The sequence below is a fragment of the Paenibacillus sp. FSL R5-0341 genome (assembly GCF_037975235.1).
GTDB classification, from domain to species: Bacteria; Bacillota; Bacilli; order Paenibacillales; family Paenibacillaceae; genus Paenibacillus; species Paenibacillus amylolyticus_A.
Genome location: NZ_CP150241.1, coordinates 646,485 through 659,346, shown reverse-complemented (window position 1 = coordinate 659,346; position 12,862 = coordinate 646,485). Strand labels below are relative to the sequence as shown.

Below are 12,862 nucleotides of genomic sequence, written 5' to 3'. Positions count from 1 at the left end.
TCCATGTAGCGATTATGTGTATACAGTTTTGTTTATTAAACAATAGATGCTAACTTAGTTAGCCGTCTTCATCACCCTGCGGATCATGTACCTGTAATTTCTGAATACCGCTCCGAACGCGTTCACGCAGCTCTTCCAGTTCAGTCTGTACGGCATGTATGCTTTGAAGCTTCTGCTCAATCAGTTGCAGCTGACCATCCAGCGTTGTTTCCATCGTGGTGAGCTTCTCGATCCGTTCTCTCACTTCGGTTGTCTGCTGGTAGTCAAAACGTTGTTCGTTCAATGCATCTGCCGTTGCCACATAGGTATGTAGCTCCTGAAGGGAGAATCCAAGTACCTCTTTGGCGCGAACCACCTTTTTCAGATATTCGATATCCTCCCGAGTGTACAACCGCGTCCCGCCATCTGTACGCTGAGGTGAAGGCATGACACCAATCTCTTCATAATACCGAATGGTTCGCTTGGTCAAACCGCACTCCTTGGCTACGTCGTCGATTTTATATAAACTCATTCCTTCACCTCTTTCATCCTTTTCATATGTCTGTAATGTTATGTACATAATTATATATAATATTAACGTTAACGTCAACGTTAGATTTTATATATGAAATCTTGGCGAGATAAACATCGCCTTTCGTTCCCTATCTCCAACACAAAAAGACCCGCTTCACGCGCGAGTCCTCTTCTCTAACCCTATTCACTAATCTTACCTTAAGCGTTCTGCTCATTCTGTTGCTGTTGTGCACGCTGCATTTGCTTCAGACGGCCTTCCACTCTGGTAAACAGTCTAAACGTATAGAATCCTGTAGCAACCAGACTCAGAACCAACGCTCGTACATCTGTAAGCCAGAAACCGATAATGCCGAATATCGTAATAATCACACCGAACTGCATCATCAGATTGGCGCTATACTTTTGCGCTTCGTCCCATAGCTCGGGATTACTCATTGCACGCGGGGTCCGGTAACCATATATTCCGTTAATCATTTTCGGTGGTTTTTTGAACACCATTAACCCCAGAATGAAATAACACACTCCAATGATGATCCCAACTACTGCTCCTGTCAAAACGTTCTCCCCTTCACTATATAACTTCCTAAACCACATGCCATAAAAATATAAAAAACGGCTCTACGTATATACGAAGAGCCGCCTGAATCGTTTCGTAAACTTAGATATTCTTCACACGAAGTACACGCATGGCGTTCAGGACAGCCAGCACCGTGACACCCACATCGGAGAATACCGCTTCCCACATGGTGGCAATACCGAACACACCCAGTAGCAGGAAAATCGCCTTAACACCTAGGGCAAACGCGATATTTTGCCACACGATCATTCGTGTACGCTTTGCAATGCGGATTGCGCTCGCCAGTTTCGACGGTTCATCGGTCATGATGACCACATCAGCCGCTTCAATGGCGGCATCTGAACCGAGTCCACCCATCGCTACGCCAACATCGGCGCGTGCCAGTACTGGTGTATCGTTAATACCATCACCGACAAACACCATTTTTTCCTTCGGAGACTTGGCAGCTTCCAGTTGCTCCAGACGTTCGACTTTGTCCTGTGGCAGCAATTCAGCATAGACCTCATCCACACCCAGCTCGCGTCCTACCGCTTCACCCACGGCTTTCGCATCGCCTGTCAGCATGACCGTTTTGCGGATTCCGAGCTTCTTCAGCGCCTGAATGGCAGCAGCTGCATCGTCCTTCACTTCATCGGCAATGATCAGATGACCAACATACGTGCCTGCTTCAGCAACGTGGACTATCGTTCCTGCCGTCTCTGGTGTGCTATACGATATACCCGCCTGCTCCATTAATTTAGCATTGCCTACCAGCACTTCCTGACCATCGACGCTCACTTTGATCCCGTGTCCGGCAACTTCATCATAGCCTTCCACACCTTGCGTAGGAATATCTTTGGCCCAAGCTGCACGAATGGATTCGGCAATCGGATGATTGGAATTCGCTTCGGCAGTGGCTGCCAGCTTCATCAATTCTTCTTCCGTGCGTCCGCCTACGGGACGAATGGCTGTTACTTTGAATACACCTTTGGTTAGTGTACCCGTTTTATCAAAAACAACGACTTTCACATCATTCAACGCTTCAAGGTAGTTACTGCCTTTGACGAGAATACCGTTACGTGAAGCCGCTCCGATGCCACCGAAGAATCCAAGTGGAATAGAAACGACCAGCGCACAAGGACATGAGATAACCAGGAAGACCAATGCACGATAAATCCAATCAGCAAATGTTGCACCACTAAGTATCAACGGCGGAACAAATGCAATCAAGGCTGCAAGGATAACAACAACCGGTGTGTAATAACGGGCGAATTTACTAATGAAATGTTCTGTTTTCGCTTTTCGGCTGCTCGCGTTCTGCACCAGTTCCAAAATCTTGGATACCGTTGATTCACCAAACGTTTTGGTTACTTCAATCGTCAACATGCCGTTCTTGTTCACAAATCCACTCAGTACATCACTTCCGGGCTCCAGCTCACGAGGTACCGATTCACCTGTCAGAGCAGAAGTGTCCACCATGGAACGCCCCATTCTTACGATACCGTCCAGCGGTACTCGCTCGCCTGCTTTAACCACTATTCGATCACCAATCTGTACTTCTTCCGGAGATACACGACGCGTCTCGCCACCCGAACCCGTCAGGATATTCGCGTAATCCGGGCGAATATCCATGAGCGCCTGAATCGATTTGCGTGACCGATTAACCGCCATGCCCTGAAACAGCTCCCCGAGCTGATAGAAGAGCATGACCGCTACCCCTTCCGGATACTCTCCAATGGCAAAAGCACCCAAGGTAGCGACCGACATCAGGAAGTATTCATCGAACACCTGACCGCGGATAATGTTTTTGGACGCCTGGAGCACGATATCTCCCCCGGCAATCAGATACGCGAGGGCATATAGAGTAAACTGAGCCCAGCCCTCCAGTGGCGACCAGATTGCGGCAGCGAGCAACACAGAACCAGCAGCAAGACGAGCGAGCAATACTTTCGTCTGTCCTGCACCATGTTCATGCGAATGACCTGCATGTGCATCATGATCATGGGTATGGCTGTGATCATGCCCAGCATGACTTCCGTGGTCATGTGTATGATCATGTGCGTGACCATGTTGATGTTGGTCATGATTATGTGAGTGTTTGCCATGTGAATGGGAATGTCCATGATTATGTCCGGCATGATCATGACTGTGGTTATGCGCACCAGCTGCACTCCCTGTATGGGTGTGCACATGTCCGTTCACGGGTTTTCCTTTTTCTGAGATGCGAATATGCGGCTCCAGTCGAAGGACTTTGCGTTTCGTTTCTTCCACTACCTGCTCATCCATGTCGGAAGTGGTGTGTAGTGATAATGTTTTGGTAACAAAATTGACAGAGCATTCGTTAATGCCCTTAATTTTTTTGACGCCATTTTCAATCTTCAATGCGCAGTTCGCACAATCCAGTCCATCAAGCAGCAGTTCCCTTTTCACCTGTTCCTGTCCGGTTCCCATGTGAATTCTCCCCTTTGCAGTACAAAAACGATGTTATCATTCAATTGCACTCAATATATGAGCACTCATTCATATGTTTGGTTACCCCTATTATATGCACGCCTAAACATGAGTGTCAACAATCGTTGTTGATTTTTCATACAGATTATGCTAATAGTAATCATTTCGCTTTAGACGTTTTTTGGATATAATAGAGCTATAGTTGTTAACATAGGCGGTGATAGGAAATGGAACAACCGGTTAAAGCACCAAGCGAATGTGATGCGGCCTGCTCAGGTACTGAAGCCGACGTGCAGACGATTCGCACTTCACTCATAGATCGGGAGACCTCTTCCGAGATGGCGGATTGGTTTAAAGCATTCAGTGACCCAACACGTCTACGTATTATTGATGCGCTGTTACAGAAGGAATTATGTGTTCATGACCTGACGGTTCTGCTGGATATGGGTCAGTCGGCCATTTCGCACCAGCTGCGTTCACTCCGCAACATGCGGATCGTCAAGCGGCGCAAGGAAGGCAAGACGGTGTACTACTCTCTGGATGATGCTCATATTGAGCAGATTTTCCTGCAAACGCTCCAGCATATTAAACACAGCTAGGCAGCAGCCCAGCATGTTCATGAAGAAGAACCCCCGCCTCTCGGCTATACGCCGATGGGCGGGGGTTCTTCTTGGTAAGGGTACCGTTTTATACAGGATAGATATAAAGTAACTACTCCTTCTGATTACCGTTCAATTGGTGCTTGCCGCGCCGTTACAAAAGATTGTTCTTGTTCGGATCGTACAGGCCGGATCTGTCCTTGAACCAGTTGAAGATATGCGATACACATACTTTCAGCACCGCATATCCTGGAACAGCAAGCAGAATGCCCACGACTCCAAACAGATTACCCGAAGTCAGAATGACAAAGATAATCGTGATCGGATGAATCTTCAGTGTTTTACCCATGATCTGTGGCGAGATGAATTTACCCTCAATTAACTGCACGATTGTCCATACGGCAACCATCTTCAGCAGCATCACCGGCGAAGTGACCAAAGCCACGATCAACGCGGGTGTAATCGCAATTGCTGGTCCCAGATACGGAACAACACTCGTAAACGATGCGATAATTGCAAGAATCAGGGCATAATCCAGACCGATGATCATATAACCGATGTAGAGCAGAATACCGATGCAGAAGCTGACGATAATCTGTCCACGAATGAATGAACTGATCTGGTGATTGATGTCTTCCAGCACATGCATTGCACCCGTACGGCTCTTAATCGGCAAGAAAGACAGGATTTTCGATGGCAGCTTCTTGCCGTCTTTCAGCAGATAGAACAGAATGAATGGAACTGTCACAATGGAGAGTACGATTTCAGTGAAAGCTCCAAGGAACCCACCCAATGTGCTCCAGGTTGAATCAAGGATTTCCGCGGCCTTCTGGGAAGCTGTTCTCCACAGGTCCTGCCAGTTCATGTTGAGTGTTTCCTGGACCTGACCGAACAGCTGACTACCCGTCAATTCCTCAAATTGCTGTCTTACGGTCTCACTGTACGTTGGGAAATTCGCGATAAGCCCCATAATCTGATTGCGAAGCACTGGAATGACTGCCAGCACGACGACGGTCAGAATGCCTCCTATTGCAAGATACAGGATCAGAATGGACCAGCCTCGCTTGATTTTCCACCTTTCCATGACATCCACAATCGGATTCAGCAGGTAGTAAAGTATGCCTGACAGAATAATAGGTAGCACAATCGTCTTGATGAGTACTGCGAGCGGATGAAGAACAAAGGATACTTTGGTCAGAACCATCACGTTCAGTCCCACCAACAGCAAAATTAGCAGAAATAGGACAAACTTGTTGTTAAGAAAAAATCGCTTGAACCGCTCAGGCCAAACGCGGGGTTGCTCAGGTTGCTCCATAGGCGTGTCGTCCTCTCTCATGTAACCTTAATCACAATTAAACTATAAATCTAGATAAATGCCCCTTGCCTGTAAAAAATAAAATACCTTGTACAAGCCAACATATGTATAACACTCTGGTTTTATACGTATGGTGCTGTTTAACCGTTTCAAATTAAACCGGTAAAGTCATTTTACCCCAAAATGAGTCTTCTGCCCCACACCAACCATTTGCAAATTCTCCCTATTCAAAAACGGCTCGCCTCACTGGGAGACGAACCGTTAATTTGTAGCTATAGCTTACCATCAAGCCAGCTTTTACGCTGAAAATGAAGATTAAGCTTTTCCCGCCAATTGTGCGATTAACTCATAGGAATGCAGACGTGCCTTATGATCATAGATCATCGACGTAATAATCAGTTCATCTGCCTGTGTCTGCCGAATGAAGGATTCCAGCTGTCCACGTACCGTTTCTGGTGAACCGTTAACAGCTGCTTTCAGCGTCTGCTCAACGCCCGCCTTCTCGCGGTCCGTCCATTTGCCTTCCATCTCTGCCGGAGGCTGTACCAATCCCGTTGTGCCGCGAATAATGTTCAAGAACTGCTGTTGCATCGTTGTACCCAGCCATGCTGCTTCCTCGTCTGTATCCGCAACAACAGCGTTAACACCCACAATCACATGTGGCTCCTTCAAGCTATCAGATGGTTGGAAATTGTTTCGATACGTCTCCAGTGCAATACGGGTGTAATCGGGCGAGAAGTGGCTGGCAAAAGCAAACGGCAATCCCAGCTGACCTGCCAGACGTGCACTGAAATCACTGGAGCCCAGCAGGTAAATCGGAATATTCAGGCCTTCTCCCGGTACAGCGCGAACAGGCGCGTGATAAGATGTCGCCGAAGCATCAAAGTATGCTCTGAGCTCTGCCAACAGTTCCGGGAAATCTTCCCCGCTGTTCAGATCTTTGCGTAGCGCGAGCGATGTACGGCGGTCACTGCCGGGTGCACGACCCAGTCCCAGATCGATTCTGCCTGGATACAGGGACTCTAATGTACCGAACTGCTCAGCGATGACAAGCGGTGCATGGTTAGGCAACATGATGCCGCCTGAACCTAGGCGAATCGTCTTGGTTCCACCAGCCAGATATCCAATAACGACCGAAGTTGCGGAAGAGGCAATACCCGGCATATTGTGATGTTCAGCTACCCAGTAACGGTGATATCCCCACCGCTCTGCATGTTGGGCCAGATCCAAACTGTTGCGCAACGCATCAGCGGGTGTTGCACCCACAACGACGGGAGCCAGATCCAGGATGGAAAGCTTAACGTCATGAATATGTTCTTTATGGGATGAAGCCGTATTTTCTGTAGTCATTATCGTTTAATCTCCTCGATGATTATATTTTTGTATATCCAGATATATAGATTAATTATACCGCAATTGAATACGATGTAATACTGAATTAGCCGTTTACATCCGGACGGAATCCTTGCCTGCATGTGCATCCTAGCTTCCGTTCCGGCATCCGGCTTATAACTCGTTCTGCACGTACTCGGCAAACTGACGGATTGTCTCTTCGTTGCGCCGATAATACGTCCATTGTCCTCTTCGCTCGGAGAGCAGCAACCCTGCTTTGAGCATGGTCAGCAGATAACTGGATATGACCGACTGGGCCAGCCCAGCCTTCATTTGAATCGTGCCGACACAGATTCCGTTCTTGCCACCATCCGGATGCTGAGATAGTTCAAGAGGTGGAAAGTGTTGCTCCGGGTTTTTGAGCCACAACAAGATTTGTCTACGTGTCTCGTTAGATAACGCTTTGAATATAAGTATAGGTTCCATGGGTACGATTATACCCCCTTTCATCCATTTTGCAAGCACATGAACAAACAAACCGACTCGTGATCGAGTCGGTCTGGTATCATATGGAATCCTATAGAGATTCCAAAACTATATTAGAATTTGGTCGTTACCGTCTGCTTAACCTGATCCAACATCGCTTGATATGCTGGTGCATCTAGGTAACCAATACTACCGAAGAGCAGATGATCTACGGCTTCAATGCCTACAAAGTTGAAGATACCTACGTCTGAGGTTACTTTCAACCCAGCAGTCATACCAATCTGATCGTAGATTTCACTTGGTGTACCATGTGTGTTGATGATGAGTCCTTTTTTGCCTGTCAGCAATTTCTCGATTCCCGCTTCACCCGCCGCATAAGCAAAACCATAAGCGAATACACGGTCAACATATCCTTTCAAAATGGCGGGAAGACCTGTCCACCAGATCGGATAGATGAATGTGATGGCTTCTGCATCCGTAACAAACTGTTGCTCTGTTGCAATATCCTGTGGTGTCTCTCCTGCACGCATGGAAGCTGTATCGGCTTCAGTCAGTACGGGTTGGAATCCAAGCTTGTACAAATCACGAACAACTACTTCGTGGCCTTGAGCTTCAAGAGCTTCTACAGCAGTATTGAGGATTGCGTTATTGAAGCTGTCTGTGTGTGGGTGAGCATATACGATAAGATGTTTCATAGTGTTAATCCCTCCAGGTTTGGTTTGAGTTAAATTGTGAAGATAGGTTTACATTGATACGTCTCGCATACATAGATATCTATGTATGTGGACAAAAAAATATTTGGGCTCCTCTGCCTCCACCGCATTCAAATCAGGAAGGGTTGCAGGCAGAAGAGTTCATTCACTATAATCTTCGGACAATGGTGGACAACAAGCTCTCCAATTGCTCCGACTGTTCATCGGACAGGCCACTATAGATGAGGTCATTAATCTGTTCTGACACCTGATCGAATATCGGTTCGAGTTGCTTCCCCTGTTCGGTAAGGCGAATCATCGTCACCCGGCTATCTTCGGCACTCTTGCTGCGTTCAACATATCCGAGCTTCTCCAGCTTGTTGACCAGTACCGTTACTGTTGGTTGCGTGCGTTGAACACGTTCCGCCAGCATCTTGATTGACAGTGTCTCTTCCCGGTACAAGAACATTAATATATCCCCATGTGAAGGTACAATGCCTGTCACTTCATGCTGTTCCAATTCGTGAACAATACGTTTGTTGACATGATCTCTGATTCTTGCAATTAATGCAATTGCGTTGTATTTTGGCATGACCTCATTATACATAGATATCTATGTATTTTCAAGTGCTTATTTTTTAATAAGAAAAACAGCCCTTTCCACCTGTAAAGCATGAGGAAAATATCGGGCTGTTTCGATCCTGCTTTGATGCTGTTCTATAATGTTAGATCTTAGATCATCATTTTTGGATTCATGTTGAATTCTTGCTGAATTCAGTTAATCCACTGAGTAATTTTTTCAATAGATTGTCGGGATTTCTCACGCGTGGGCTCCTCAGCACGATAACCGAAGGCTGCCATCACCGAGACGTCCCATGCGCCATTCTCCAGCAAGCCCTCTTCTTCCAACAGCCCATGGACATTCTCACGGCTGAAACCTTCAATCGGGCAGGAATCAATCTCGATCTGAGCTGCCGCCGTCATCATGTTGCCGAGTGCAATATACGTCTGTTTGGATGCCCAGTCAAATAATGATCGTGGATTGTCCAGAATTCTCTGGTTATTTTGAAACTTTCCATAAGCCTCGCTTGTTAACTTAAATACATCATCCGGCATTCCCTTTGTTTCCTTCAGCATGTACTCCGCATAGGGAGAATTATAACTAGCATCTGACCGGGCCAAAATAACAACAAAATGGCTTGCTGTCGCCAATTGCTTTTGAGCACCGGAAGAGACTTCGGACAGACGTTTACGCAGGTCCGGATTTTGTACAATCAGAAACTTCCACGGTTCAAGACCAATGGAACTTGGAGATAATCTGCCTGTTTCCAATATAAATTGGAAATCCTCATCTGAGATTTTGCGGGTATTATCAAATACCTTTGTTGCATGCCGGAAATGATATGCCTTCAAAATGTCTTCCTTTTTCTTTGCCTGTGTTGTATCTTCCATGAAACTCCACGTCCTTTTTATATTTTTTTATGTTGAAGCATCAGTCTCCAGTTTTGATTTGCTTAAGTATTAGTTTAGAATCTATATCCAAAAATGAAAAGTACGCACAATATTGTTTCTTAGTTTATAAAAGTAAGTATTGTATTCTGACAACATAAATAGCCACATTGGGAATCCCCTTCTGTGAATATCCACGAATGATATTAACACCAATCACTTGCAACGAGTATCCTATTATTCAGTTAACTTTCTTGGTCCGTTATGAATTTTGATGACGTTATAAGGTCGCCTCGCCAGATGTAGAGGGCTAAGACTGGGTCTTCTCTCGATTCAGTTGTATGGATGACCCCACTTGGATGCAGAATAACAGACCCAGGTTCTCTTGGTAAAGGCTCTTCGCTACCTTTGGTCCATATTCCTGTACCACCAAGGGGGATGTATAATTCATTTGCAGGATGCACATGTGGTGGATAATACGTTTTTGGAGCTAATAAGGTAAGGCCCATAAGCAAGTGATCAGCCGTTCCCAGATCCTCCGGTCCGATAAATTGCGTAAAAGTTACTTGTGATTCTAGGTTAGGATACAGCGGATGTGGTGGATAACCGAAGGTCCAGTCAAGGAAAGGTGCCAAAGGTCTGATCGCTGCAATCAGGCTTGATTCGGCGCCTGTGTGACCAAGCTTCATAGCAGCATCCAGATATTTGGTGACAGTGGATTCTGATGGGCTAGGAAGTTTTCCAGAACTCGGCACCTCAGGCCACACCTGCAAAATCCTGCTTATCTCGTCAAGTACGTCGGAATCACTAGTGTCACAACATTCGAGACGTCTGTATAATTGGTTTAAGAATGTGTCAATCAGCCTGTTCAATTCTTCCATGGTAATATTCAACCTCCAAACACAACAACTCTAATTTTTTTCTGTCTGTTCCCCATGAATTCGGCGATAAAATAATCGTGAAGATATACTAATCACGCCTATAATTGTTCCATGAATTCTTCTTCCGAAATAACGGTGTATCCTTCTTGCCGAAGCAGTGCGGAGGTAACACCTTCACCTTGTACCTTGTGATTAGCGAAGTTTCCATCGTAAATGGTTTTCGTTCCACAGGACGGACTGAACTCTTTCAACACAACACACGACACATTCAATTTTTTGGCCCATTCCAATGTCTGATAGGCTCCCTTGATATACAGCTCTGTGACGTCCTTGCCACTTTTCTCGATCACTTTCGCAGTGCCTGCCAATACGTCTTTGCCCGTACCACCGATAATCTCAGCTGGTTCACGGGGTGTGGAGAATCCACCGAGCAACTCCGGACACACCATCTTCGCCTGCTCCTGCTCCACAAGTTCCTGAATCTTCTCATCCAGGCTAGCTGTTCCATTGTAACGGCAGGCTACCCCCGCCAGACATGAACTCACCAAATATTTCATCGTTATCTCCTTATGCCCATTCCATCTATGAAGTAAATTGTAACATATAAGATCAAGCCCTATAGCTCACCTCTGGTAATCATCGTAATTTTTACATCTTCATTGTAACGAACCTGTATAACATCCTTCGTCGACTCTAGTTCAAATGTGGCCATTCCCGGATTGTCAACTTCCCTATGAAGACTGTATTCTTGGAGGTTAACGTTAAATACTTCTTTAATCATCGGCCCTACCTTGTCCCTAAGGAGGGGTTCCTTCACATCATAAATCTTCTGATGGTAAGCCTCTACTTCATCCCAATTGCTAAAATCATTTCGATAAGAATTCTCCCCAATAATAGAGTAAACCTTATTTTCTTCTGCTACAGTCATTTGAACTAAGTAATGATCATTGAAACTAAGATTAATTATATCTCTCCCAATTTCATCATCTTTGCTACGACTTACGCCCCTAAGTTTTAGAGATGTTTCACCGAATACTGCCTTAACGGCATCCTCGGCATCTGCCAATACTGAATGAGATACCTGATCAGGACTAAGATCACCTGAAATGGATACGGCTTGCTCCTGCTGCCATGCAATCTCTCCATAATTATTCTCATTCACTAATGTTAATGTCGTATGCGATATCGGCTCCAATTCTCCTTGCTTCATACTCACATAACGTTGAACTGATACAGGTTTAAGCGTTGGAGTGCTGCCTATACTTTGCAAAAGCGATGGAACTTGACGCATATAACGGTGCTCCAGTTCGTTCGGCTGCATCTCACGTCTCATCTGTACTTCACGCAGATTGCCTGTTGCCGCATCAAGCCATATCTGCGCATACTCCTTCTCACTTTCTTTTCCAGCCTCTACATATATTCTGCCGGACACAGGCAAGTCTTCCACTTTCGTAATCTTCAGCTGTTTACCCAGATCGTCTCGCATGGTAGTCGCAACATTTCTTTTCATCTTATCCGTTAGCAGATTCGTGCTTAGATCATCAGATAACTGTAACGCTGCCGTGGGATAGACCTGCTCGATCACAGGCTTCACCAGCTGTCCATCATCCCAGCTCCATAGAAACAATCCAGCAGCAATAACCAACGCACCCGTACCTGCAACAAGAGGCCCTCTTCTAGAGCGACGCTTGTGTGACGCGTTGTTCACTTGCGGTCTAAACGGCCTGGATGGCCCAGAACTGCCTTCTGACCAATCTCCCTTGCTTCCCACTTCCGACTTCTTCATCCACTCCACCTGTTGAAGCACCTTTCGCTTGTGATCCTCTGTAAAAGGAGACGACGCAAACGGCCCCTTCCGGATTTCCTTTTCCCACTGCTTATCCTTGTGTGTCATTCGCTTCGCTCCTCCCATTGTTTCCGTACCTTATCCTTACCTCTCGATAGTCTGGATTTTACTGTGCCTAAGCTGATTTTCAACATCTCTGCAATCTCACTCGTCGTGAGCTCATACCTCAGATTCAGCAAAAGAATCTCCCGGAATTTCTTCGGCAACGCCAGAACAATATCCCAGATTTCATGGACATGCTCCTTGCGCATCACTTCCATCTCGGCCGAAGGATGTGCAGACTGAGATGGAACCATTACGCTCCGGCCCGAAAGCTCACGCTCTGTCTCAATGGGTAGTGTCTCTCCCCATAAGCTGCTACGAAAGAATCTGGATTTTCGATATGTAAAAGTGGTGTTTCTAGTAATCGTCAGTAGCCACGTCTTCAGTGAGCACTCTCCCCGATACTGGGCAATCCCCGAGTATGCTCGGATAAATACCTCCTGTGACAAGTCATCTGCCTGTTCGGCACTTTTGGTCAGAAAATAAGCGTAATTCCACACGTCATTTCCGTAGTCATCCATCATGCTGCTAAGTGTGTAATTGTCGATCGTCTGAGCCTGTGCCAGAAATTGATAATCCAACTGTTGTTCACCTCACTTAATATGACTGAGTCTACTGTGAATTAGTTCCCTATTTTGGACATTATTTCTTGATATTTTAGCAAAATAAAAAACAGCATGTTCAACATCGCTGAACACAC

14 protein-coding genes are annotated in these 12,862 nt (G+C 46.1%); 1 reads left to right on the top strand and 13 read right to left on the bottom strand.

Annotation, left to right across the window (positions count from 1 at the left end):
* Nucleotides 1–58: 58 nt before the first annotated feature.
* From MKX75_RS03120 to MKX75_RS03110, 3 genes are all read right to left on the bottom strand, one after another.
* Nucleotides 59–511: a MerR family transcriptional regulator gene (locus MKX75_RS03120; RefSeq protein ID WP_339168386.1), complete on the bottom strand. Its 453-nt coding sequence runs from the start codon at nucleotides 509–511 to the stop codon at nucleotides 59–61.
* A gap of 200 nt (nucleotides 512–711) precedes the next feature.
* Entirely contained in the window at nucleotides 712–1,068 is a 357-nt protein-coding gene (locus MKX75_RS03115) for an SdpI family protein (RefSeq protein ID WP_062837654.1), read from the bottom strand.
* Between the two features lie 103 nt (nucleotides 1,069–1,171).
* Entirely contained in the window at nucleotides 1,172–3,520 is a 2,349-nt protein-coding gene (locus tag MKX75_RS03110) for a heavy metal translocating P-type ATPase (RefSeq protein WP_339168385.1), read from the bottom strand.
* Between the two features lie 227 nt (nucleotides 3,521–3,747).
* Here MKX75_RS03110 and MKX75_RS03105 point away from each other — a divergent pair, with 227 nt between their 5' ends.
* Nucleotides 3,748–4,119 (top strand): metalloregulator ArsR/SmtB family transcription factor, encoded by a 372-nt coding sequence (locus MKX75_RS03105; RefSeq protein WP_036614212.1) that lies wholly within the window; start codon nucleotides 3,748–3,750, stop codon nucleotides 4,117–4,119.
* Nucleotides 4,120–4,273: 154 nt separating this feature from the next.
* Here the strand turns inward: MKX75_RS03105 and MKX75_RS03100 are convergent, their stop codons facing one another.
* The 10 genes from MKX75_RS03100 to MKX75_RS03055 form a co-directional block, all read right to left on the bottom strand.
* Nucleotides 4,274–5,455, bottom strand: coding sequence for an AI-2E family transporter (locus MKX75_RS03100; protein ID WP_339168384.1), 1,182 nt, complete (start codon nucleotides 5,453–5,455; stop codon nucleotides 4,274–4,276).
* 294 nt (nucleotides 5,456–5,749) lie between these two features.
* The gene (locus tag MKX75_RS03095) at nucleotides 5,750–6,784 is read right to left on the bottom strand and encodes an LLM class flavin-dependent oxidoreductase (protein ID WP_145326496.1); all 1,035 of its coding nucleotides are present in this window, start codon (nucleotides 6,782–6,784) and stop codon (nucleotides 5,750–5,752) included.
* Nucleotides 6,785–6,940: 156 nt separating this feature from the next.
* Complete coding sequence (locus MKX75_RS03090; protein ID WP_062837657.1) at nucleotides 6,941–7,252, bottom strand: helix-turn-helix transcriptional regulator; 312 nt, start codon at nucleotides 7,250–7,252, stop codon at nucleotides 6,941–6,943.
* 113 nt (nucleotides 7,253–7,365) lie between these two features.
* On the bottom strand, nucleotides 7,366–7,947 hold the full coding sequence (locus MKX75_RS03085) for an NAD(P)H-dependent oxidoreductase (RefSeq protein ID WP_062837658.1): 582 nt from the start codon (nucleotides 7,945–7,947) through the stop codon (nucleotides 7,366–7,368).
* Nucleotides 7,948–8,113: 166 nt separating this feature from the next.
* Nucleotides 8,114–8,536 (bottom strand): MarR family transcriptional regulator, encoded by a 423-nt coding sequence (locus MKX75_RS03080; protein WP_076334275.1) that lies wholly within the window; start codon nucleotides 8,534–8,536, stop codon nucleotides 8,114–8,116.
* Between the two features lie 182 nt (nucleotides 8,537–8,718).
* Nucleotides 8,719–9,396 carry an NAD(P)H-dependent oxidoreductase gene (locus tag MKX75_RS03075; protein ID WP_339168382.1) on the bottom strand — a complete coding sequence of 226 codons (678 nt, stop codon included), beginning with the start codon at nucleotides 9,394–9,396 and terminating at the stop codon, nucleotides 8,719–8,721.
* 242 nt (nucleotides 9,397–9,638) lie between these two features.
* Nucleotides 9,639–10,274 (bottom strand): dimethylsulfonioproprionate lyase family protein, encoded by a 636-nt coding sequence (locus MKX75_RS03070; protein WP_339168380.1) that lies wholly within the window; start codon nucleotides 10,272–10,274, stop codon nucleotides 9,639–9,641.
* 98 nt (nucleotides 10,275–10,372) lie between these two features.
* Nucleotides 10,373–10,831, bottom strand: coding sequence for a DUF523 domain-containing protein (locus MKX75_RS03065; RefSeq protein WP_076334278.1), 459 nt, complete (start codon nucleotides 10,829–10,831; stop codon nucleotides 10,373–10,375).
* Between the two features lie 59 nt (nucleotides 10,832–10,890).
* A complete protein-coding gene (locus tag MKX75_RS03060) occupies nucleotides 10,891–12,168 on the bottom strand; it encodes a hypothetical protein (RefSeq protein WP_339168377.1) in 1,278 nt (425 codons plus the stop codon).
* Nucleotides 12,165–12,743 (bottom strand): RNA polymerase sigma factor, encoded by a 579-nt coding sequence (locus MKX75_RS03055; protein WP_339168375.1) that lies wholly within the window; start codon nucleotides 12,741–12,743, stop codon nucleotides 12,165–12,167. The genes MKX75_RS03060 and MKX75_RS03055 overlap by 4 nt, the downstream gene beginning before the upstream one ends.
* Nucleotides 12,744–12,862 lie beyond the last annotated feature (119 nt).

Excerpts from the sequence above, each read along its gene's own strand:
- MKX75_RS03120 (WP_339168386.1), bottom strand. The coding sequence starts at position 511 with ATGAGTTTATATAAAATCGACGACGTAGCCAAGGAGTGCGGTTTGACC.
- MKX75_RS03090 (WP_062837657.1), bottom strand. The coding sequence starts at position 7,252 with ATGGAACCTATACTTATATTCAAAGCGTTATCTAACGAGACACGTAGA.
- MKX75_RS03100 (WP_339168384.1), bottom strand. The coding sequence starts at position 5,455 with ATGAGAGAGGACGACACGCCTATGGAGCAACCTGAGCAACCCCGCGTT.
- MKX75_RS03110 (WP_339168385.1), bottom strand. The coding sequence starts at position 3,520 with ATGGGAACCGGACAGGAACAGGTGAAAAGGGAACTGCTGCTTGATGGA.
- MKX75_RS03075 (WP_339168382.1), bottom strand. The coding sequence starts at position 9,396 with ATGGAAGATACAACACAGGCAAAGAAAAAGGAAGACATTTTGAAGGCA.
- MKX75_RS03060 (WP_339168377.1), bottom strand. The coding sequence starts at position 12,168 with ATGACACACAAGGATAAGCAGTGGGAAAAGGAAATCCGGAAGGGGCCG.
- MKX75_RS03085 (WP_062837658.1), bottom strand. The coding sequence starts at position 7,947 with ATGAAACATCTTATCGTATATGCTCACCCACACACAGACAGCTTCAAT.
- MKX75_RS03065 (WP_076334278.1), bottom strand. The coding sequence starts at position 10,831 with ATGAAATATTTGGTGAGTTCATGTCTGGCGGGGGTAGCCTGCCGTTAC.
- MKX75_RS03105 (WP_036614212.1), top strand. The coding sequence starts at position 3,748 with ATGGAACAACCGGTTAAAGCACCAAGCGAATGTGATGCGGCCTGCTCA.
- MKX75_RS03070 (WP_339168380.1), bottom strand. The coding sequence starts at position 10,274 with ATGGAAGAATTGAACAGGCTGATTGACACATTCTTAAACCAATTATAC.
- MKX75_RS03080 (WP_076334275.1), bottom strand. The coding sequence starts at position 8,536 with ATGCCAAAATACAACGCAATTGCATTAATTGCAAGAATCAGAGATCAT.
- MKX75_RS03095 (WP_145326496.1), bottom strand. The coding sequence starts at position 6,784 with ATGACTACAGAAAATACGGCTTCATCCCATAAAGAACATATTCATGAC.